The organism is Desulfonatronovibrio hydrogenovorans DSM 9292, from assembly GCF_000686525.1.
In the GTDB taxonomy this organism is placed as follows: Bacteria; Desulfobacterota; Desulfovibrionia; order Desulfovibrionales; family Desulfonatronovibrionaceae; genus Desulfonatronovibrio; species Desulfonatronovibrio hydrogenovorans.
Genome location: NZ_JMKT01000009.1, coordinates 169607 through 190669, shown reverse-complemented (window position 1 = coordinate 190669; position 21063 = coordinate 169607). Strand labels below are relative to the sequence as shown.

The window sequence follows — 21063 nt, the reverse complement described above, 5'->3', positions numbered from 1 at the left end:
CACCGACCTTACGGCTTGGAAGGGTGATTCAGGCTTGCTAGGATAGTTATAAAAATATAACATATTGTAATAAACACCGGCATTCCATATCTGAGGGCGTACCCAGCTGCTCCCTCCCTTGGAAAGAGGAGTTACATGGGTTTTTCCGTGTCCAAAAAAAGGGTTATTATCAGCCTTGGCACTAATCTAGGATTATGCAGTAAGAACCTGGAAAATGCAATTGCAGCCCTTGACAGTCTAAATGGGCTTAGCATCTTGAAACTGTCCCGGATTTATTTGACCCAGCCCCAGGATAAACCCGACCAGCCCTGGTTCCTGAATCAGGTTGCCATGCTCGTCACCGGTCCAGAATGGAACCCATGGAGTCTTTTACAAGCACTCCAGCAGATAGAACTCAAGATGGGACGGAGCAGAAATGTCCCCAAAGGTCCAAGGGTTATAGACCTGGACATCCTGTCTTACAATTCAAGAACCATTTGCAGTCCTGAACTGGTTGTTCCTCATCCTGCCATGAAAAAAAGAGCCTTTGTCCTTGTGCCCCTGATGGATATTTATCCGGAATTCACCTTTCCTGATGGACAGTCTTTGCAGCAGGCCCTGGAGAGCATCCCATTCAGGATAGACAATAATATCATCTATCAATAGACCCTGAAAGGTTAAACTAAAACTTTAAGGAATTGCCATGCTTAAATTTGTCATCCTGATCGTTGTTGGATTTATCCTGTATAAACTTCTGATTAATGATCAGAAAAAGAAAAAGGAAAAAGTAACCAAAGAAAAGGAAAAAATGGCTGCCAATGGAGTCATGGTCAAAGACCCAGTCTGTGGGACTTACGTGGACAAGGGCAGCGACATCCGGGTTAAAAAGGATGGAAATGTCCTCTGTTTTTGCAGCTATGACTGCAGAGACAAGTACCTGAAGAGGATCGGAGCCCATGAGGTTCTGGACCAGAATCAAAAGGAAAAAGAATAACCCTGCCACAAAAAGTATAGCTGACCGGCTGTTTTGTTAACAGAACCAGATAGATATTCAGGCTGATCAAATCTGAATCCAGCTGCCATGAACAGGGTACAGCCTCAACTGCCTCAATCTGAATTCAGATCATGGAATTAACAACTAACCCCGACCCAGGAGGTTGAAGAATGAAATTTTTCATTGATACTGCCAACATTGATGAAATCAAAAAGGGCATGGACTTCGGCATGGTGGACGGTGTCACTACCAATCCCAGCCTTATGGCCAGGGAAGGCCGAAACTGGAGAGATGTGGCCTCGGATATTTGCCAGCTTGTCCAGGGACCGGTAAGCCTGGAAGTAATTGGAACGACTGCAGAGGATATGGTCAATGAGGCGGTTGAACTGGTCAAATTCGGGCCAAATGTTGTAATCAAGATTCCCATGACCATGCCAGGCCTGGAAGCTGTCAAAACTCTTGCCAACATGCAGATAGAGACTAATGTCACCCTGGTTTTTTCCCCGCTCCAGGCCTTGCTTGCTGCCAAGGCAGGGGCTGCATACGTCAGTCCGTTTGTGGGCAGGCTGGATGACATTGGCCAGAACGGGATGGATGTGGTGGCAGGAATCATTGACATTTACGACAACTATGCTCTGGACACGGAAATCATTGTAGCCAGTGTAAGGCATCCTGGTCATGTCCTGGAATCAGCCATGATGGGCGCTGACATCGCAACAATACCATTCAAGGTAATTGAAAAGCTGTCCAGACATCCGCTGACTGACACAGGTCTGGAAGCCTTTCTGGCTGACTGGAAAACAGTAAAATAGAGATAGGCTTGATCCCGGAACGTCTCTGACCATCCAGGGAAGTGGATTTGGCCTGATCAGTTTCAGCCATTTTTCTGGCCTAAGTTAAGTCTAAAAGCCGGCATCTTTTTAAAATAAAGATGCCGGCTTTTTTATTTTAAATGCTCAATCCTTTCTTTTTACTATTGTCCCATAATGTAAATTATGTAAACTTTAATAATGTTGAAATGAAAGTTAATGCCAATGAATTCAGAATGATATCTAAGCCTGCCCTGAACCTGGCTGGAAAAAACTGGAAGCAGTTGAACAAACATGAAAAAATCTTTTCAAGACCAATCATCTGCCAGCACCGAGATGAAATCAGTTTATTGACCTTCATGGGAAAAACATTTTAGAATTGGTTCAGCCTTGGTGCTTTGCAGCCGGGCCATTTTAATCAACAGCCGTTCATCCGATCGGCTAAGCACTTTCACGGTTAAATATCTTATGAATTATCACTTTATCATATTATTTTTTTCACTCTTGCTTTTCTTTCCCAGTCAGGCCTTGGCCCTTGATCCCGGCAATCGGGACTCCTACCATGAATGGCTCAAGCGTTACGGGGCCATGGATATCTACGCCATGAACCTCAGGGAGCAGGACCCCAGCCCTCAGGCCCGACTGGATTATGCCAATGCCCTGGTTTCTCTGGGCAATGCTCAGGAAGCCCTTACAGTTCTAAACTCGCTGGAAACCATGGACTCGCCTCAAGTCCAGGGCAAGTCCCACTGGATCAGGCACAGGGCCCTGAGGCAGCTTGGAGAATTTGAAAGATCGATTCTGTCGGTTGTGGAGGCAGCAGGATTACTGGGATTCCAGGAAACAGTTCAGCTCATGAGCCAGGAGCCGGACCTTGAAAAACTATGGAACAATGTCTGGAAAAGATGGTATTTTCAGACATTACGACCTGATATGGTCCATGAGGGACGGATCCTGATCATGGATCTATCCTTTCGCCTGGCATCTGCTGCCTGGCCTGACCAGGGGTTCTGGTCAAAAATATCCAGCCCCCTGGCAGCAACCCCTGCAGAAAAAACCGGTCCTTCATCTGATCAGATCCAGATCGCCAAAGCCCTGTCCTTGTGGAGCATAGGCCACTGGTCAATGGCAGACCAGGCCCTGGAACAGGTATCCAATTCCAGCAAGAAATCCTTTTTCAGGGAACTGGGCACTTTTCTTAGATCATCTGATCTTGCTGCCTGGAAAAGTAATGATTCTTCCATAAAGAGTTCTGGTTTTTCCCAAGTATATGCCCAACAACTCATTAATTTCGTTCTGGAAGATTTCAGATTAAAATCTCCTGAAGCAGGATCATGGGAACCCTTTCTTACGCAGGTCAAGACTTTTCCTCCTGGCAGGTCCCTGGAAGTCATCAGGCAGGAACTTTCATCCGCCCTGCTTTCTGGTGACGTCCGCTCCCGTCTTCATGCCCTGGAGTTCATCTTCGAACTTCAGGAAAAAAACCATGTCCAGGCTCTTGAATCCTGGTATAAATCCGGAACTGACCCATCAGGCCTGCCTTTCACCATCATCTTGGCGGTATCCATCCTGAGCAAAGACCCTGGCAGCCTTTCCAGTCTGCCCTCCTCGACTTATCCGGTGCTCAAGGAGCTTCTCAACGCAGCCGGATTCAACCCTGACCCTGAGCACATGGCTGGATTCTGGAAAGAAGAAATCAAAAACTTAAGCTCACTATACACAGTTTTTCCCCTTGATTATGCTGTTAACTATCTTTTTTATCAAAAAAACTTCACTGCCAAACAGGACCGGGAATCAGCAATCAATCTTGCCTTTCTGTTTCCTTATTCCGAAATCGGCCAGAGTTCTTATTTGAACCTGGCCAGACATGCCTACAAGGATGGAAATAAAACCCTGGCCTGGCGCTATCTGCAGAATATATCCCAGGAGTTCGCCCAGGGTCCAAGGCAGCTGGAACTCCTGGAAGCCAAGGCCGGAATCCTCATGGACATGGGCCGGGAAGAGGAATCTCTCAGCACCTATCAGGAAATCCTGAAGATCGACCCTGCCAGACTTAATCCTGAAACCAGGCTGAAGCTTGCCTTGCTGGCCCAGGAAAAAAACCAATGGGACACTGCCCAGGCAATGCTCCAGGACTTATGGAGAGACAGAAGCAACATTTCTGAATCAATTCAGGCTGAAATACTATTCTGGCTGGGAGAAGGAGCCCAGTACCGGGGTGACCTTGAAAAGGCTTTGGATTATTATTTAAGGCTTGCCTGGGGATTCCCCGGGGAAAACATCTGGGCGGTTACAGCCATGTACCGGGCAGGTCTAATTTACGAACAAAGAGGGATGCTTGACCCGGCCAAAAATCTTTTTCAGACCGTGCTTAGAAATGCTGACCGCAATGCCCAGAAGGAGGCAGCCAGACAAAGAATCGATGCCATTGAATCCAGAATGGGTGCTTCTACAGGCGGTGGGGCATACCTTTTTTAGGCCTGCCTGACAGTAAATCCTGGCAGGTTTTCACTGCTATCCAACATTCAACTTTTGGGAATCAGCCATGAAATACATTATCTTTGAAGATTTTTCCGGTGAACCCACTCCCATCATCTTCCCGGAAAGGGTGTCCTTTCAGGAGATGCGAGAACAGATCCCCTACACCCGGGTCCTTTCAGCCGGTCTGGTTTGTCTGGACAAAGGCAAGCTGAAGTGTTTCGGACACTCCCATGAGTTGGAAGCGCGGTCAATGGAAGCAGACAATTCAATAATAATCAGGCAGTTGAACAAGTCCACCTGTCAGGAATAAAAACCTTCTGCTATTTCTTCTGGCCTGGCTCCAAGACCAGGCTGACCCTTTAAAAACCTAAAGCAGAAGTTTAAGTCTTTCATCTAGTTCCAGGGACCATTTGTTGATTTCCTGCTGATTGAGCCGCATGGGGACCTGAAAGGGACGCCCGTATACAACTCTGCAGGACGACCAGATCCAGGGTAAATGAAATCTATCCCAGGATTTCTCGAAGACATGCCTGGTACTCATGGCAACCCTGGCCGGCACAACATAGGCCCTGCTTCTGGAGGCCAGGTAGATTATTCCCGGCTTGGACTTATGCCTTGGTCCCCTTGGTCCGTCCACTGTAAATACCACGTCTGACTTTTTTTCCCTTATTTGCCTGGCGGTCCTGAGCAGTGCCCTGAGCCCCTCTCTTGAACTTGAGCCCCTGGCCAGATTATAGCCCAGACGTTCCAGAATGCCGGCTATCAGTTCACCGTCTCTGCTTCTGCTGACTACAACCATGATTCCTTCATTCTGATGCAGACAGCACAAAGGAAAGACTTCCCCGTGGTAAATTGCGAATATTATGGGGATGTTCTTTCTTTGCAGCTCAAGAGTGAGATCGTAGCCCTCTCTGGAATAATTTAGGGTTGAAGACCAGATTCTGGTTATCTGGGTCAGGACAGAATGCACTGCCGACTTTGTGAAGTCATTCATAAAAATTATGTTAAATTGTAAAAAGACAGCGAGCAAGAAAATTAATCGTTGTCAGGTACTTCTTCCTGCTGTATCCGGACTCACTGACCGGATTAAGACATTGTACTACATGTTGGCACCTTAAAACCTGGTATTGAAAAAACCTATTTGACCCTTTGTTTTCAGAAATCTATTGGTTGGCTATTATAAAAGATGATTTGTTATCCTGCCCCTGGACCAATATTCATCAAAGGAGATCCATATGAATTCAGAAAAAACCCTTGATTGTCAAAACCTGCCATGCCCCCAGCCCGTACTCAAGGCTAAGGAAGTCATTGAAAAAGATCGGCCTGAAAAGATCAGGATAATCGTGGACAACGATCCAGCCCTGGAGAATGTCTCAAGGTTTCTCTCCCATCAGGGATATTCCCTGGAAAAACCTGAAAAAAAAGATTCTGTCTGGATCATTTCCGCTGCCAGATCCCAACAGACTGAATCTGCCTCAAAACCATCTGAAAGCATTGGAGAATCAGGCTCGTCCAGAGTTGTGGTGTTAATCTCCCAGGACAAGCTGGGCCAGGGAAATGATGAGCTTGGTTCAAAGCTAATGCTTAATTTTCTGGCCACTCTTCCAGAGATGGGAGAATGCCTGTGGAAAGTGGTCATGGTCAACTCAGGTGTCAAGCTGGCTGTTGAAGGGAGCCAGGCCCTGGAAAGCCTGTTGAAGCTGGAAAAGAGCCATGTCCAGATCCTGGTCTGCGGAACATGTCTTGAGTTTTTCGGATTGACTCAAAGTAGAAAGGCTGGACTGACAACCAATATGCTGGATATTGTCAGTGCAATGAACGTGGCTGACAAAATCATCACCCTTTAGCAATCCCAGCAAGATGAGGAATCAGAATCTTTCCACAACCAGGGAAAAGCTCCTGGTGGGTCGAATCAGCTACCTTAACATCTGGCCCCTTTTTGAGATGCTGAATCATAATCCGATTTCATCCCGGGTGGACTTTATTTCCGGACATCCTTCTTTTCTCAACTCAGGTCTGGCCCGAGGTCTGATTCATATCTCCCCCTCCTCGTCCTTTGAATATCTGATCCGGTCAGAACAATACCGTCTCCTTCCGGGACTGGGCATAAGCGCCCGCAACGAGGTCCAGAGTGTTCTGTTCTGTCTGCCCTTTTCTTTTGACCACCTTGAAAGTTATGTGGCTGGCGGAGGAGCTGTACGCATTACTACAGCTTCAGCTGCTTCAACTGCCCTCCTTAAGGTATTATGGACTTTTTACTGGAAACTTCCGCAACCCCGCTGGATTCCAGTTGCTCCAGGGCAAGGACGGGGTTCAATAGAGCCGTTTCTGGAGATCGGCGACCAGGCTCTGAATATCTACCTGAATCAAGACCCTGATCTCAGAATAATTGACCTTGCTGGTGAGTGGCAAAAATTTACAGGCCTTCCTTTTGTATTCGCCCTTTGGATCGTCCATAGCCGGGCCTGGAAAAAACTGAAAAAGGAAATCATTGACCTTTGCGGATTGCTGCATATGGCCAGGGAAAGCCTGCCCGGGAAAATGTCCGAGCTTGCCGCCACCTGCCCTGCACCTGGTTTTCAGTCCAGAGAAATTGAAGCATATTGGGAAAAAATAGAATTCGCTCTTGACCCGGAGCATCTGGCTGGATTGACAGTGTACGGTAACTATCTGACCAGGCTTGAAATGATTCCTGGCATGCCGGTTTTGGACTTTATTTAACAGCAAAACTGCTTCAAGGAGGTGCCCATGTGCCAGGATAAAAGACCGGACTTGAAAAGTTTCCTGTCCAATCTAGGTCAGCCTATGCCCTTTTCAAAAAAAGCAAGAATGTATCTGAAAAACAACCTGCTCAAGCTTAAACGGCTGAAATCATGCTGTGGCAACCCAGGAGAACCGGGATGCTGAATTTCTGATCAATCAGCTGGACAGGCTGGCCAGCAGACAAAACAGGCTGATCTGAAGTAATAACAGCTTGAATGAAAAAAGCCCGGTTCCTGGATGTTACTCCAGGTATCCGGGCTTTGGAAAAGGATCATCTATTGTCCGGTCAAAAAAACTCAAATCCGGAAAAGACTCTTGAAGATTTAGTTGATCTGGTTGACTGCCCTGCTCAATCGGGAAATCTTTCTGGCAGCAGCCTTCCAGTGAAGGACTTTTTTCCGGGCTGCCTTGTCAATAAGAGATGATGCTGCCTGCAGGGCCTTGGAAGCATTTTCCGCATCCTTTTGTTCGATTGCTGAACGAACTGCCTTGGTGGCGTTCTTAACGCTGGTCTTTACCGCTTTGTTGCGTGCTCTAGCCTTAAGGCTCTGCCTGTGTCTCTTTAAGGCGGATTTATGATTGGCCAAGGTCAAAACCTCCTGATTCTTGATTCCTGAATATAATTAATAAACTCTGTTGTTTTCCAAAACCTAGTTTTTTAGGCCCAAGCAACACGGCATGTCAAGTTTTTTTTCGATCTCCTTCCGCCTAAACCTGAAGGGCTGAAAAATCAGCCAGGCTGCCAAGCCTTTTGGACAAAGTATTGAGCATGTTGAGCCTGTTTTGCCTCAGATTCTGATCATCGCACATGACCATGACCCCATCAAAAAAATCGTCTATTAACGGACGCAGTTCATGGAGCCGGGCAAAAAGAAGGTCAAATTCTTTTCTGTTCCATTGCTCATCCCAATCCTTGACCACCTCTTGAATATGCCGACCAAGGGCAACCTCCTGCGCATCCTGCAGCAGTTCCGGATTGAAATCATCCTGGAGCTCGACTCCGTCCTCCCTGCCCTGTTTACGGACAATATTGTCAATTCTTTTAAAGGTCAGAACCGCAGCTTCAAAGTCAGGATGCGTGCTGAACCTCAGCAGGGAATCAAGCCGTTTCTCAGCCACGAGTATATTCTCAGATCCGGCCTGGATGACTGCATCCACAATTTTGCCGTCAACTCCCCTGCCCTGCCATAGGGACTTGAGTCTGGCCGACATAAACTGGAGGAGACTTTCCTGGGCCTGATAGAGATCGAGTTTCCACTTCACTCCTGAATAGGACCTGCTGCAAAAATGAAAGAGTTTTCGCAGATCAATGTCAAGACCCTGATCAAGGATGATCCTGATCATGCCCAGGGCCTGCCGTCTCAGAGCGTAAGGATCAGCCGCACCAGTTGGGATCAAATTCAGCCCGAAGCAGCCCGTAAGGTTATCAGCCTTGTCAGCCAGGGAAACTATTGCCCCGGCAATGTCAGAAGGAAGTGGTGAATCCGGTCCCAATGGGAGATAATGATCGTAAACTGCCTTGGAAATGTCCTGTCCATACCCTTCCAGGGAAGAGTAAATTCCCCCCATGATTCCCTGGAGATCAGGAAACTCACCCACCATCTCGGATACCAGGTCGGATTTACAGATCAGGGCAGCTTTACGGATGTCAGCCTTGCGGCTTTCTCCCAGATCATCGCAGATGAATCCGGAAATTTTCTCCAGGCGCCGTGATTTATCACCCATGGTTCCCAGGGATGCCAGAAAAACAACTCTGTCCAGCATTTTCAAGCGTTCCTCAGCTGTAATTGCCCGGTCTGCATTCCAGAAAAACATGGCATCTTCAAGCCGGGCCTTGAGCACCCTCTCCCATCCCTTGCGGACCAGATCAAGGTCCAGAGGGTCGTTGTTAATGACCGTCAAAAAATAAGGCAGCAGATTGCCAGCTTCGTCGGCCAGACCAAAACTTTTCTGATGGGTTTCCATGCTGGTCAAAAGCACTTCGCGGGGAAGTTCAAGATATTTCCGATCATAACCTCCCAGCACCACCTTGGGAAATTCAACCAGATATGAAGTCTCCTTGATCAGCCCCTGATTCTCAACAACATTTCCTCCAATTTCAGCAGCAAGCCCAGCCGTGTCAGTGCTGATCATTTCTTTTCTTTTTTCAGGATCCAGAACAACCTTGCCCTGCCCGGATAAAATGTCAAAATACTCTGAAGCATGACCTACTTCCCAGGGACCCGGGCCAAGAACCCTGTGCCCGAAGGTAACTGATCCTGACTGGATATCCGATATAGAAAAATCCACTGGTTGATCATCAAAAAGGGCCAGAATCCAGCGGATGGGACGGCCAAAGGTAAAGCTGTCGGCCCAGCGCATTTTTTTGGGAAAGACCAGTCCGTTGACTGCCTGGGCACAGATATCCGGAAGCACCTTGAGGGTCTTTTTCCCTCCAATAATCTTTTTAACAGCCAGGTATTCACCCTTTTCAGTTGGATGCCTGAACAGATCACTCACATCTACCTGCTGAGACCTTGCAAAACCAATTCCTGCCTTGGTCAGACTGTTTTGTGCATCAAAGGCAATGGAAACCGGAGGACCAGTAACCAGTTCTTCTTTTTTTTCCTGGACCGCAGACACTGCGTAGGCATGAACAGAAAGTCTCCTGGGAGTCGAATAAGATTCCACCTTTTGATATTTGATCATCTCCCTGTCCAAAAGGGCCATGAATGATACTTTCAAATTTCTGGTCAGCACTGGAAGAAACCTGGCTGGCATCTCCTCAAAGCCGATTTCAAGTACAAAGTCAGACATATCCTAAATCCTTGTAAAAGATTATGGTACTCAACCTGTTGGCATCAGTCTTGTTTCAGCAGGGGAAACCCCATTTCCTCTCGCTGCTGGTGGTAAATCCTGGCCACCCTGGAGGCCAGGTTTCTGACCCTGGCTATATAACCGGTGCGTTCAGTGATGGAGATGGCCCCTCTGGCCTCCAGCAGATTGAAAGTATGTGAACATTTCAGGCAATAGTCATATGCAGGCCAGGCCAGATCTTCTGAACAAAGACTCAGACATTCCTTTTCGCAGCTGTCAAAAAAAGAAAGGAGCATTTCCGGGTTGCTCTTTTCAAAATTATATCTGGAATGCTCCACCTCGCCCTGGTGGTGAACCTGGCCATAAGTCACCTGATTGTTCCAGGCCAGGTCATAAACTGACTCCTTTTCTTGAAGGTACATTGATATCCTTTCCAGGCCATAGGTGATTTCCACACTTATGGGGTCAAGGTCAATTCCACCTACTTGCTGAAAATAGGTGAACTGAGTGATTTCCATGCCGTTGAGCCAGACTTCCCAGCCAAGCCCCCAGGCTCCCAGAGTTGGAGATTCCCAGTCGTCTTCAACAAACCGGATATCATGCCTGGCCGGATCAATGCCCAGGACCTGGAGACTTTTCAGATAAATGTCCTGAATATCCACTGGTGAGGGCTTTAATATGACCTGAAACTGGTAATAATGCTGAAGCCGATTGGGGTTTTCACCATATCTGCCGTCAGTAGGCCTTCGGGAAGGCTCTACATAGGCTGTTCTCCAGGGTTCGGGCCCAATCACCCGTAAAAAGGTCGCCGGGTTAAAGGTGCCTGCCCCCACCTCCAGGTCGTAAGGCTGCTGAAGAATACAGCCTTGATCAGTCCAGAATTTTTGCAGACTTAAGATCACATCCTGAAATAACATTGTTACAGCTCCGTTTATCGATTTTGCAAGATCAGCCAGCTAGAATTCTTCAAGGTGATACTGGACAAAGGACTCAACCATGTGAAAGCAATCCTGCAGAACTTCCATGGATGGAGTCCAGCCGGTCCAGAGTTGCGGACCAGACATCATGAGCATGTTGACAAAATGCAGTGAGTCCTGCCTGACCTGAAGAATACGGTCCTGAGCCCTGCTGCAGGTCTTGCAGACAACTCCGCCTTCAGCAAACAGAAAACCCGGATCCTTGATCCTGCTCAAGGGAAGGTTGCATCTGCGGCAAAGGTCAAGGTTTGGCCGGTATCCATGGATAAAAACGGCTTTGGCCCTGAACAGCAGAGGAAAAAAAGAAGGAATATCCTTGCTGTCTTCAATGGTAGCTAGGCAGTCAAGCAGTAGATGATAGATATGGGATGATTCATCACCTTCCAGACAGATTTTTTGCACAAAGCGAACGCAGTTAACTGCCATACCCAGTCTTGGTGGATCACTCTTAAGACCCTGGAACCCCCTGATAAGGCTGCCCTCTTCAAGGGTCAGGTACTTGTTTTTCGGTCCTGAACTCACCTTGAACAGGACCAGATTAAGGACATCCAGACACCCGCTGAAACGCCGCCTGCTTTTGCAGCCTCCAAAGGCAAACCCGGTGAGCATCCCCTTGGATGGCGACAGAAAGCGGACCCAAAGATCGTACTCCCTGAACCGGCCAGTCCGGACAACCAGTACCTTTTCAGAAAAATCCATTTAACTTACCGGGCAGAGCTGGACGCAGTCACTTCAAGAGTCTTCACTTCGCCAGACCTGGCTTCAAAAGGATACTCACTGTTATTCAGCAGGATATCCACCCCTCCGGCATTGCCAAAAGTGACCCTGATCTGGTCCATGAACTCCAGCCTTATCCGCTCACCAGCCCTGAGATAGACTTCCCGGGCTGCACCGTCAGCCACAGCCATAAGCCAGCAATCCTCCCTGGCTCTTATCTCCAGAACTTCTGGCTGATCTGGCAATCCAGCCTGTCCCACAGGTTCCGGATCATGGGAAGCAGAAGACTCCTGCTGATTAAAATCCTGGACCTCTTGGGGCAGCTCTGAAATTTCAGAGAGGCCTGGGAAATCCGGTTCTGATGGAGGCGATGATGGCAGTGCTGATGCAGACTGATCCTCCTGAGACGGAGAATAAGCCTGGGGATCGTTAACTTCTGGGTCCGGCTCCAGCACCAGGTCAGAGACTCCAACATCTTGGTCACTTCCCTGAAAAACCTGTTCCGGGCCTGGACCTGCTGAACGTTCAGAAAAGGAAGAATAAACAAACCATCCAAATCCCACTACAATAGCCAGGGCCAGCCCCATGACCAGCAGCTTGATATACTTTGAATAATCCTCAGTTTTCCCGGCAACCCTTAAAGAAGTGGGCAGGTCTTCGGCATTCATGGTGCTGAAATGATCTTCTGCAAAGTAAAGGCTGGAAAAATCATCCCCGATCCTTTTCCAGTCAAGGCCAAGATACCGGGCATAATTCTGGACAAACCCCCGGGCATAGACCGGGTGAGGCATCTGATCTAATTTGCCTTGTTCCAGGCAGTCCAGAAAATAAATCCCTATTTTAGTATCTTCATTGACCTTTTCCAGGGTAATTCCCCGTCGTTCTCTTTCAGCCTTTAATTCACTGCCAATATCCAAGAGTTCCATATCATCTCCCGGCAGTAACGATTCCCGGCAGCAATTTACAGCCGGACATCTATAACCGCTCTTTCTCGAAGTCCTTGAATATACTCTTCAAACCTCTGATCCAGTTTGGCATCAAATATTTCACGTCTGATCTCGTCCTCAACCTCGGTCAGAGGAACAGCTCCACCTGCCTGGATCTCAACCACATTGAGCAAGGCCCCTGATCCTCGGACCACAAAAGGCTGGCTGATGTCGCCCTCCTCAAGTCCGTCCAGGGCCTGACGCCATTCCGGGGCAAGCCTTTCCCAGTGGACAAAGCCCAGATCCCCACCCCTGTCAGGGCTGGGACCCTGAGAAAAATCAGCTGCAGCCTGATCAAAATTTATTTCTCCGTCTTTTATCAATTCCCTGACCTGGACTGCCTTATCAAAATCAGCCACAAGAATGACCTTTAAATGGACTCTTTTTTCCTCTAGAAAGCTGGAGGTGTTTCGATGATAAAAGTCCTCGATTTCCTCTCTGGTGACCACCACCTTCCTGCGGACCATCATGGTCAGGACCCGTTGCCTGAGGATGGAGTCCCTGGTCTGCTTTTTATAGGCCTCTTTGGTCAGCCCCTGGCTTCGGAGGTGTTCAAGAAACTGCTCCTCGTCCATATCGTTTTCCTGTCGAACCTGTCTGATATGATTCTCTATCTCTCTGTCACTTACTTCTATTCCAAACCTGTCCGCTTCCTGCCTGAGCAGAATGTCATTGACCATCTGCTGAAGAACCTGGGCCTTGGTCTGCTTAAGCTGTGATTCAGGCAAGTCCTCAATCCTGATGTCTTCAAAAAGGCCAAGCAAGAGTTTCAGCCTGGCCTCCAGTTCAAGAAGGGTTATGCTCTGTCCGTTGACCACAGCCACGATTCTGTTGACCAAAGGAGTTGCTCCGGAATGCTGGACAGTCAGAAAAAAAATCAGCAAACAAAAAACTATCTTTTTTATCATAAAAAATGTGCGGGTTAGGCGGAATTACTGATTCCTGCCGGTTATCTCTTCCATAAGAACGCTGTTTATCTCCACCCTCGACTCATCAAGAGCCTGACCAAGCCACTCCTGAAAAACCACCCTCAGTTTCTGGTCCGTGAGTTTTTTCTCGATTATGCTGTAGACCTGATGAGGCTTGAGCAATTGCCCTTCCTTGAGCTCCATCAGGTACAGGGTGTACATTCCTTCCTGGGATCCGGTCTTGATCCGGCTGTTCTGACCCGGTTCAAGGGTCTTGAGATCTCCGGCCAGGTTCTGGGGCAGCTGATCAACCCTCATCTCATACTGGGCTGCCACAATATTGCCAAATTTATCCCTTAACTCCTTGACATCCTGACTGGCTTTGAACAGCTCAAGGGCCTTTTCCAGGACTTCCTGTTCAGCCGAGCCCAGATATAAGAAGACCATCCGATCAGGAATGTAAAACTCACTGAGATTATTATAATAATAATCCTGAACTTCGCTCAGTTCTACTCCGGCCTGGGGCATGAGCACCCTGGCCACGAATTTTTCCCACAACAGCTTGTGCCTGATCTGGGTTCTCCAGAAGTTGATATCAATATACTCTTCAATGAGCATATTTTCAAATTCACCCTCAGGGTAATCACTGCGGATATCATCCTCAATCCGTTGAACTTCGCCCGGGGTCACTTCAAGATTTCGCGACTCCAGTTCATTATTGATCAGCTTTAACAGAATCAGGTCAAGGAGGACTTCCCCGTAAGTGTTCTTCAAGTTCTGCACCGAGGGTGGAAGGTGGTCAGACCACTCAAAAAAGAACATATCGTACTTGGACTCGATCTCTTCAAGGTAGATGGGTGACCCATCCACCCTGGCCACAACCCCGGGCTGGGATTCATAATCTCCACATCCGGAAAGAACGGTCATCCAGATAAAAAGAAAAAACAAACCGATAAACTTGGTCATCACTCTCTAACCATGCAGCTGGGCATGTTTCTCAGTTTCAGGGTCATCAGTCAGGCAGCGGACAAGATCAGCAGCAACTTCACTGGTTTCCTTAAGAGATTCATCAATAGATATATTATCCGACAAACGCAACTCCAATTTGGATGGAGGAATAAGCCTGGCCCCAGTCTTATTTCTTTCAATCCAGTCCACCAGTTTTTCCGGGCTTATTTTATGAATCTGATCAGACCACTCCAGGATAAATTTCCCTGCTTGAAAGTCGGCTCTGGAGATCCCCAGTGGCTTTAGAAGGTGCTTTATTTTTAACACATTGAGAAAATTATGCAGTTCATCCGGAATTTTCCCAAACCTGTCCCGCAATCCCTGGGCAGCCTGATCAATGCACTGACTGTCCCTGCATGCTGACAACACCCTGTAATACTTGAGCCTCTCTGATGAGTCTGATATATAGGTTTCCGGAATAAAGGCCTCGAATCCTATGGTGACCTCCAGTTCAATCTCCCTGTCCACTGGTTCACCTTTCTGCCGACTGACCTCTTCCTGAAGCATATCCAGGAACAGATCAAGTCCGACTCGTCCGATCTGTCCGGACTGAACCTCACCCAGCAGATTGCCGGCTCCCCTCAGCCGCAGGTCTTCCATTGCCACCTGAAATCCTGCCCCAAGGTAGTCCATGTCAAGGATGATCTGCATCCTCTTTCTGGCCTGTTCTGAAAGGCCCTCAAAGGAGGGGACCATGAAGTAGGCATAGGCTTGGCGCTCTGATCTGCCCACTCTGCCCCGGAGCTGATACAGCTGGCCAAGGCCGAACATATGAGCCTGATCAACAATCAGAGTATTGGCCCGGGGGAAATCCAGCCCGGATTCAATAATAGCTGTGGTGACTAAAACATCCAGTTCATGATGCCAGAATTTATGCATGGTTTCTTCCAGGTCACGTTCAGCCATCCGACCATGGGCCATGGCCACCCTGGCTTCTGGAGCCAGCTCTTGAACATATCTCAAAACCTCATCCAGTCCCTGAATGCGGTTAAAGACCCAGAATATCTGCCCTTCCCGCTCCAGCTCCCTGTAGATGACTTTTTTCAGAAAATCATTGTCCCGCTCAATAAGGGAGCTTTCAACCGGCTTGCGGTCAACCGGAGGTGTTTCAATAATACTCAGGGTCCTGATTCCGGACAATGAGAGTTGGAGAGTCCGGGGAATAGGAGTCGCAGTCAAAGTAAGAACATCAATATTCTGTCGAAATTTCTTAAGTTTTTCCTTGTGCTTGACTCCGAATCTCTGTTCTTCGTCAAGAATGAGCAGGGATAGCCTGGGGAGCTGGACATCTTTGGACAGAATTCGGTGGGTACCAATGATGATATCCACCTCCCCCCTCTTGGCAGCCTCGATGATGACCTTCTGCCTGGCCTTAGGGATAAAGCGGCTCAGCATGCGCACGTTTACAGACAGATCTTCCATGCGCTGCCTGAAATTCTGATAATGCTGCTCAGCCAGGATTGTGGTGGGACAGAGAATGGCCACCTGCTTGCCGTCCTGCACAGCTCTGAAAGCGGCCCGCATGGCAACTTCGGTCTTGCCAAAGCCAACGTCTCCACAGATCAAACGATCCATAGGCTGAGGCCGTTCCATATCCTGCATGACATCACTGATGGCCTGTTCCTGGTCAGGTGTCTCATCAAACCCGAAAGTAGCCTCAAATTCACGAAACAGTTCCCCAGCCGGGCCATAAGAATATCCTTTGGTCACCTTGCGGTATGCATACATATCGACTAAGTCCCTGGCAATTTTTTCAATGGCTTTACGAACCCGGTCCTTGGTCTTGGACCACCCGGTTCCCCCAAGCTTGTCCAGGGATGGAGAAACCCCTTCCGGCCCCTTGTATTTCTGAACCAGGGAAAACCGGTCAGCCGGGATATAAAGGATATCTTCATTGGCATAATAAATAAGCAGGTAATCATTGACCGATTTTCCAGCACTGACCCGTTTCAACCCGCCGAAACGGCCCAGTCCGTAATCCCTGTGGACCACGAGATCATCAGGGATTATTTCGTCAACGCTGGTAATACCTGCAAACTTTCCTGCTCCCGGCCTGATGGAATGTCTCTTTCCCGGCTGGATCACATCTTCGCCCAGAATCAGCAGGTGATTCCACTCCAGCTCCCAACCCGTGCCGATTTCAGCAACAACAGCATAAATCCCTTTGCGGTCAGGGTCATAGGTCCTGCTGATTTCAATATTTTCCTGGGCAATAATCTTTAAGAATTTATTCCTGGAGGCCTGGGTGTTGAAGGACAGGATCACCTGGTTTTGGGTATGTTTCCACTGCTTTAAGGCCTCAACAAATGTATGCCAGGGGCGTCTGGTCTCTTCTGGTTTCCAGAAAAGATCTGAAAAAGACCTGATTCTTTTCTCTCCAAGATCAATGCCTTTGCTTCTCTGACCCATGACCAGCTTTTCAAAAATTACCTGCTCCCTGCCCTGCCAAACTGTTCTGGCCCTGACACTGGGCTGAAGAGCCTGGGAAACAGGATAACCCTGCTCCTTGGCCCATCGAGTCAGCTTCCATTCTTCCTCTTCAAGGCCGGTCCGGATTTCAGTGGTGTCCACCAGGATGAAGCATGCGTCCTCAGCAATGAATTCAGACCAGGTTCCGGGATTTTTATAAAACAGACTTACGGGAAAATCCCCTGGTTTTGCTTTAAGCAATTCTGAAAGGGCAAAAAGGGTATCTGAACTGATTTCGCCCGTAGCCTTGAGATGGCCAACCTTTTGATTATATTCAGCCATCAGCGCATCCTCAAGGATACAGCCGGATACAGGCAGAATCAGGCATTCATCCAGCTCTTGCCTGGACCTCTGAGTCAGAGCCTCAAAAGTCCTTATGCTTTCCAGATTGTCCCCAAAAAACTCTAACCGGACGGGATGATCATATCCAGGTGGGAAAATATCCAGGATATCCCCTCTCAGGGCAACTTCACCGGTTTCAGCAACAGTTGACCTCCTTTCATAACCCCAGTCTACAGCCCTGGACATGATTTTTTCTGGCTCAGCCTCTTCACCGCGCAACAGAAGCAAAAAAGTGTTCTCAACCAGTTTTTTTGGTGGAAGATAGTGGAGCAGAAAATTTGAAGGAATAACAGACACACATGCGCTGTTGGTGATCATCCCCAGCAGTCCGGACCAGATCTTTGCCCATTTGACTCTCTTGCTGGAATCACTTTCCGGAAACACATGCCAGGTTGACTCCCAAAACCTGTCCGTCCTCAAACCATCCCGGGCAAATATTTCGGCCAGTCTGGCATAACTTCCCAGGTCCTGTCCGGTAGGGACCACAATAACAACATTTCTGCCCTGCTTCTGAAGGTGTCTGGCCAAGTATACCGCAGTAGCCGGTCCTGATTTGTGCACGTAGAGGTGGTTATTTTCCTCTCCAAGTCCGGCAATGCTTTTCCTGATTTGGGGCTCTAAAAACAAAACCTGATCACCGCCTGTTCTTTAGCTATTGGTTGATGAATGAAAACTGTTTGCGTTCAAGACCTGAGCGCTATATCCCTGAAACAGCTTTTTTGCAATTTATGAAACCTGGGTTTTCAGCAAATTTGAAAAAATGAATTGAATCCATCTGAAAAAAAATATACTGATATATTAATAAGTATGGAACAAATCAGGACAAGGCCATATTTTCTGAACCGCTTCCTGACCTATCCAGTGGTGGGGATTGAAATAAGCTCTTGTCATCCAGGTCTGACCCTGGAAGCTCTTAGTCTGTTGGTAAATAAGGAGGCAACATGGGAGAACTGTCAAAATTCAAAGACCTGCCCATAAACTGGGACATTGGTCCGGCCGATGCAGTGGCTCTGCATCTGGAATGGGGCAACACCGGGTATACAGGACGCCATCAGAATTCCGACGAAGAATCCTATTATTTTTCTGTTGATTCCTGGAAAGAACCGTATCTGGTCAGGCTGCAGAAAATGACCAAGGACGGCTCTGAAACCCTGCACGAGATGGAGTTGCCCAGAGAATTCTGGCATTGTTGCGAGGCCAAGGGAAGCCATGAATTGCCGGATGAAATAAAAGAATGGCTGAAAAAACAATTTTGACCGGTCAAAGCACAGCAGAGAGCATGAAAAAGTCAGGCTGAAATCTTCAACCGAACCACCCTGCCTTTACGATTGTAGACCTCGTAAGGACCGGTCTGAGACTGATGAACTGCTTCTGACTCCCTGTTCAGGGAGTCAGAAGCCTTTTTCTCCTTTCTCCCCTTAAAATCACGCCCATGTGACTTTGAATCCCTGCCCCCCTGAGCATCTGGATCAATCTTGATCTCCCGGTTGCTTTGCCACAGCTCGGACTTGATTTCATCCCCGCTTTTGGGGGTAACTTGGAAAAAATTCTGTACAAGCATGTCCAACCTCCGCTGCTGGAGTTGCTTGTCAATATTATCGGCTAGTTAAAGTATAACTTTAGAAAGCAATTTGATTTTCCAGGTTGCCAAGCATGGGAAAATGCAATAATTTAATAATTTTTACGATTAATTTCAAATGGTCCAGGCAAACCCGCAACAGCCTTCAACCAGTTCCCAGGGACTATCCAATTGATGGGAAACATCTTCGGCAGACTGACCAACAGGGCCAGACAAAATCAAAAGTCCGGTCCAGCTAAAAAGAGCCTTGTGCAGCCTAGAGAAGTTGAATCAGTAACTGAAACGACCGACCTGAGGGAACAGCTTAAACAGAATATCAGGCTCTATCACCGCAGCCTGGAGGCCTTTAATAAATTCCGGGACTGCTGCAGTCTGGCTCAGGCCACCACCAGCCTCTCCGGCCTGCCTGATCTTTTGCAGAACCTGAAGCTCAAGCTCGATCTGGAAGAGATTCGCCTGGTTCTGCAAAGTGACGAATATGCCCGGTTTGTTCCATCCTCGATTCAGACCATCTCCAAAGACATGATAGACAGTTCCATAGCAAACCTCGGCCTGAAATCCGGGAAAAAATCTGTTCTGGGCAGGGCCCGGGATATGGCTGCCAAGCAAATATATTTTCAAGATGTTATTTTAAACTGTCTTGAATCTCATTCTGCCGGGTCTGTAATTATTTTTCCCCTGCAGGACAAATATGTTCCGGAAAAAGCCATTGGAATGCTCCTGTTCTTTGATTCGGACGAACAAAGGTTCTCAGGCGAAATAGCTACTGACTTTGTTGACCATTTTGCCGATATTCTGGCCTGGACTATTGTCAGTCTCAGGGAGCACGAAAAACTGGTCCTGGAAAATACCTTGGATCACCTGACCGGCTCCTTTAACCGGACATACCTCATGAGACACGCTCCGCGCATCCTTGAATTTGCCCAGAGAGAAAAATTCCCGGTTTCCCTGCTTTTCATAGACCTGGACGGATTCAAAAGTGTCAACGACTCTCTGGGCCATCACTGCGGAGACCTGGTCCTCATCGAAACAGCCAGACGCATCCAGTCCATAATCCGGGAATATGACATCTTTGTCCGGCTTGGGGGAGATGAGTTCGTTGTTCTTCTACCCGGCACAGATCCCCATGCGGCCCAGGCTACAATCAAAAGAATCCAGGATCAGATCAGGGCCATTGATTTGTCAGACCTTTGTAAAAAGGGACAAAAAATCACTATCTCCGCATCAGTGGGCATAGGGGAATACCTTGAGGGTGAATCCCTGGAGGAATTAATCATCAAAGCGGATCAGAGCATGTATACAGCAAAAGGGTCCAGCCGGTCCCGCTAAAGGATATCAACCTTGCTCGTCTACATTAAACTCCTTCTGGCCACTTTGTTCTGGGGCGGGACCTTTACCGCAGGCAGAATAGTGGCCAGAGATATCCCGCCTTTTTCCGCGTCTTTTCTCCGTTTCTTCATCGCTACCATCTGTCTGGTGTACCTGGTCCGCAGACTTGAAGGTGGTCTTCCCAAGATTAATTCAAGTCAGCTGATCCAGGTCCTGCTCCTTGGAATGACCGGTGTATTTGCCTATAATGTCTTTTTCTTCACCGGCCTTCAGACGGTGGAGGCCGGCCGGGCTGCTGTTATCGTGGCCACCAACCCCATCTTCATCGCCCTTTTGGCGGCCCTGCTTTTCAGAGAAGCCCTGGGACCTGTTAAAGCATTTGGAATACTTCTTTCCGTGGGCGGGGCCATTCTGGCCATTACCCGGGGACATCCTTTTCATCTGCTGAACCAGGTCGTTTCCATGGGCGACCTGGCCATTGCTGGATGCGTTGCCAGCTGGGCAATTTATTCGATTTTAGGCAAGTATTCCATGTCCAGGCTCTCACCCCATTCTGCAGTAACTTATTCATGTCTGGCTGGAACCCTGGCCCTGCTGGGACCGGCCTTGAGCGAAGGACTTTTGGACATTATGCCTTCCTTATCCTTGATTGTCTGGCTCTGCCTGGCCTATCTTGGTTTTTTCGGCACAGTTCTAGGATTCACCTGGTACTACCAGGCAGTCAAGATCATCGGGCCTTCCAGAGCAGCAGTGTTCATCAATTTTGTTCCCCTGTTCGCCATAATCATCGGCTATGTCTTTCTGGGTGAATCTGTTGATCCATCCCTGATCATCGGGGCCGTCATGGTCAGCAGCGGTGTTTACCTGGCCAACCGGGTCAGGATGAAGACAAGGCCCTCAACCCTGCCAACCCATGAAACATAAGC

General features: G+C 48.2%; 20 protein-coding genes. 10 read left to right on the top strand and 10 right to left on the bottom strand.

The features are described from left to right. Positions 1 to 135: 135 nt before the first annotated feature. From folK to P771_RS0106175, 5 genes are all read left to right on the top strand, one after another. Positions 136 to 645, top strand: a complete 510-nt coding sequence (folK, locus tag P771_RS0106200; protein WP_028574458.1) for a 2-amino-4-hydroxy-6-hydroxymethyldihydropteridine diphosphokinase — start codon at positions 136 to 138, stop codon at positions 643 to 645. Between the two features lie 37 nt (positions 646 to 682). Then, positions 683 to 973, top strand: coding sequence for a transcriptional regulator (locus P771_RS0106195; protein ID WP_028574457.1), 291 nt, complete (start codon positions 683 to 685; stop codon positions 971 to 973). A gap of 170 nt (positions 974 to 1143) precedes the next feature. Continuing rightward, the gene (fsa, locus tag P771_RS0106190) at positions 1144 to 1785 is read left to right on the top strand and encodes a fructose-6-phosphate aldolase (RefSeq protein WP_028574456.1); all 642 of its coding nucleotides are present in this window, start codon (positions 1144 to 1146) and stop codon (positions 1783 to 1785) included. 465 nt (positions 1786 to 2250) lie between these two features. Beyond that, the gene (locus P771_RS0106180; protein ID WP_028574454.1) at positions 2251 to 4260 is read left to right on the top strand and encodes a tetratricopeptide repeat protein; all 2010 of its coding nucleotides are present in this window, start codon (positions 2251 to 2253) and stop codon (positions 4258 to 4260) included. A gap of 67 nt (positions 4261 to 4327) precedes the next feature. Then, a complete protein-coding gene (locus P771_RS0106175) occupies positions 4328 to 4573 on the top strand; it encodes a hypothetical protein (protein WP_028574453.1) in 246 nt (81 codons plus the stop codon). A gap of 57 nt (positions 4574 to 4630) precedes the next feature. Here the strand turns inward: P771_RS0106175 and P771_RS16705 are convergent, their stop codons facing one another. Beyond that, the gene (locus P771_RS16705; RefSeq protein WP_051617193.1) at positions 4631 to 5257 is read right to left on the bottom strand and encodes a lysophospholipid acyltransferase family protein; all 627 of its coding nucleotides are present in this window, start codon (positions 5255 to 5257) and stop codon (positions 4631 to 4633) included. A gap of 241 nt (positions 5258 to 5498) precedes the next feature. Between P771_RS16705 and yedF the strand changes: the two genes are divergently transcribed. Beyond that, positions 5499 to 6110 (top strand): sulfurtransferase-like selenium metabolism protein YedF, encoded by a 612-nt coding sequence (yedF, locus tag P771_RS0106165; RefSeq protein ID WP_028574452.1) that lies wholly within the window; start codon positions 5499 to 5501, stop codon positions 6108 to 6110. A gap of 13 nt (positions 6111 to 6123) precedes the next feature. Continuing rightward, positions 6124 to 6984 carry a menaquinone biosynthesis protein gene (locus P771_RS16700; protein ID WP_051617157.1) on the top strand — a complete coding sequence of 287 codons (861 nt, stop codon included), beginning with the start codon at positions 6124 to 6126 and terminating at the stop codon, positions 6982 to 6984. A gap of 365 nt (positions 6985 to 7349) precedes the next feature. Here P771_RS16700 and rpsT read toward each other — a convergent pair whose 3' ends face one another. The 8 genes from rpsT to mfd all read right to left on the bottom strand — a co-directional run bounded on the left by rpsT (position 7350) and on the right by mfd (position 17856). Then, positions 7350 to 7613: a 30S ribosomal protein S20 gene (rpsT, locus tag P771_RS0106145; protein WP_028574451.1), complete on the bottom strand. Its 264-nt coding sequence runs from the start codon at positions 7611 to 7613 to the stop codon at positions 7350 to 7352. Positions 7614 to 7734: 121 nt separating this feature from the next. Continuing rightward, entirely contained in the window at positions 7735 to 9822 is a 2088-nt protein-coding gene (gene glyS, locus P771_RS0106140) for a glycine--tRNA ligase subunit beta (protein WP_028574450.1), read from the bottom strand. 44 nt (positions 9823 to 9866) lie between these two features. Continuing rightward, complete coding sequence (glyQ, locus tag P771_RS0106135) at positions 9867 to 10739, bottom strand: glycine--tRNA ligase subunit alpha (protein ID WP_028574449.1); 873 nt, start codon at positions 10737 to 10739, stop codon at positions 9867 to 9869. A gap of 39 nt (positions 10740 to 10778) precedes the next feature. Beyond that, positions 10779 to 11498: a DNA repair protein RecO gene (recO, locus tag P771_RS0106130; protein WP_028574448.1), complete on the bottom strand. Its 720-nt coding sequence runs from the start codon at positions 11496 to 11498 to the stop codon at positions 10779 to 10781. A 5-nt stretch (positions 11499 to 11503) separates the two neighbouring features. Continuing rightward, positions 11504 to 12442, bottom strand: a complete 939-nt coding sequence (locus tag P771_RS0106125; protein ID WP_028574447.1) for a helix-turn-helix domain-containing protein — start codon at positions 12440 to 12442, stop codon at positions 11504 to 11506. Positions 12443 to 12477: 35 nt separating this feature from the next. Next, a complete protein-coding gene (locus P771_RS16695) occupies positions 12478 to 13410 on the bottom strand; it encodes a SurA N-terminal domain-containing protein (RefSeq protein ID WP_051617156.1) in 933 nt (310 codons plus the stop codon). Between the two features lie 24 nt (positions 13411 to 13434). Beyond that, positions 13435 to 14376: a peptidyl-prolyl cis-trans isomerase gene (locus tag P771_RS0106115; RefSeq protein WP_028574446.1), complete on the bottom strand. Its 942-nt coding sequence runs from the start codon at positions 14374 to 14376 to the stop codon at positions 13435 to 13437. 6 nt (positions 14377 to 14382) lie between these two features. Next, a complete protein-coding gene (mfd, locus tag P771_RS16690) occupies positions 14383 to 17856 on the bottom strand; it encodes a transcription-repair coupling factor (protein WP_084301717.1) in 3474 nt (1157 codons plus the stop codon). Positions 17857 to 18170: 314 nt separating this feature from the next. Here mfd and P771_RS16685 point away from each other — a divergent pair, with 314 nt between their 5' ends. Further along, entirely contained in the window at positions 18171 to 18485 is a 315-nt protein-coding gene (locus P771_RS16685; protein WP_051617155.1) for a DVU0772 family protein, read from the top strand. A 32-nt stretch (positions 18486 to 18517) separates the two neighbouring features. On the opposite strand, the gene P771_RS0106100 is transcribed toward P771_RS16685, so the two are convergent. Further along, positions 18518 to 18790 carry a hypothetical protein gene (locus P771_RS0106100; RefSeq protein ID WP_028574445.1) on the bottom strand — a complete coding sequence of 91 codons (273 nt, stop codon included), beginning with the start codon at positions 18788 to 18790 and terminating at the stop codon, positions 18518 to 18520. A 192-nt stretch (positions 18791 to 18982) separates the two neighbouring features. Here P771_RS0106100 and P771_RS0106095 point away from each other — a divergent pair, with 192 nt between their 5' ends. Together P771_RS0106095 and P771_RS0106090 are read left to right on the top strand one after the other, a co-directional pair. Continuing rightward, the gene (locus P771_RS0106095) at positions 18983 to 20137 is read left to right on the top strand and encodes a sensor domain-containing diguanylate cyclase (protein ID WP_028574444.1); all 1155 of its coding nucleotides are present in this window, start codon (positions 18983 to 18985) and stop codon (positions 20135 to 20137) included. Positions 20138 to 20149: 12 nt separating this feature from the next. Continuing rightward, on the top strand, positions 20150 to 21061 hold the full coding sequence (locus tag P771_RS0106090) for a DMT family transporter (protein ID WP_028574443.1): 912 nt from the start codon (positions 20150 to 20152) through the stop codon (positions 21059 to 21061). The last annotated feature ends 2 nt before the right edge of the window (positions 21062 to 21063 follow it).

Coding starts and splice junctions, on each gene's coding strand:
- P771_RS16685 (WP_051617155.1), top strand. CDS start 18,171: ATGGGAGAACTGTCAAAATTCAAAGACCTGCCCATAAACTGGGACATT.
- P771_RS16700 (WP_051617157.1), top strand. CDS start 6,124: ATGAGGAATCAGAATCTTTCCACAACCAGGGAAAAGCTCCTGGTGGGT.
- recO (WP_028574448.1), bottom strand. CDS start 11,498: ATGGATTTTTCTGAAAAGGTACTGGTTGTCCGGACTGGCCGGTTCAGG.
- folK (WP_028574458.1), top strand. CDS start 136: ATGGGTTTTTCCGTGTCCAAAAAAAGGGTTATTATCAGCCTTGGCACT.
- P771_RS0106125 (WP_028574447.1), bottom strand. CDS start 12,442: ATGGAACTCTTGGATATTGGCAGTGAATTAAAGGCTGAAAGAGAACGA.
- P771_RS0106095 (WP_028574444.1), top strand. CDS start 18,983: ATGGGAAACATCTTCGGCAGACTGACCAACAGGGCCAGACAAAATCAA.
- P771_RS0106175 (WP_028574453.1), top strand. CDS start 4,328: ATGAAATACATTATCTTTGAAGATTTTTCCGGTGAACCCACTCCCATC.
- P771_RS0106195 (WP_028574457.1), top strand. CDS start 683: ATGCTTAAATTTGTCATCCTGATCGTTGTTGGATTTATCCTGTATAAA.
- fsa (WP_028574456.1), top strand. CDS start 1,144: ATGAAATTTTTCATTGATACTGCCAACATTGATGAAATCAAAAAGGGC.
- P771_RS16695 (WP_051617156.1), bottom strand. CDS start 13,410: ATGATAAAAAAGATAGTTTTTTGTTTGCTGATTTTTTTTCTGACTGTC.
- yedF (WP_028574452.1), top strand. CDS start 5,499: ATGAATTCAGAAAAAACCCTTGATTGTCAAAACCTGCCATGCCCCCAG.
- P771_RS0106180 (WP_028574454.1), top strand. CDS start 2,251: ATGAATTATCACTTTATCATATTATTTTTTTCACTCTTGCTTTTCTTT.
- P771_RS0106115 (WP_028574446.1), bottom strand. CDS start 14,376: ATGACCAAGTTTATCGGTTTGTTTTTTCTTTTTATCTGGATGACCGTT.
- glyS (WP_028574450.1), bottom strand. CDS start 9,822: ATGTCTGACTTTGTACTTGAAATCGGCTTTGAGGAGATGCCAGCCAGG.
- P771_RS16705 (WP_051617193.1), bottom strand. CDS start 5,257: ATGAATGACTTCACAAAGTCGGCAGTGCATTCTGTCCTGACCCAGATA.
- P771_RS0106100 (WP_028574445.1), bottom strand. CDS start 18,790: ATGCTTGTACAGAATTTTTTCCAAGTTACCCCCAAAAGCGGGGATGAA.
- glyQ (WP_028574449.1), bottom strand. CDS start 10,739: ATGTTATTTCAGGATGTGATCTTAAGTCTGCAAAAATTCTGGACTGAT.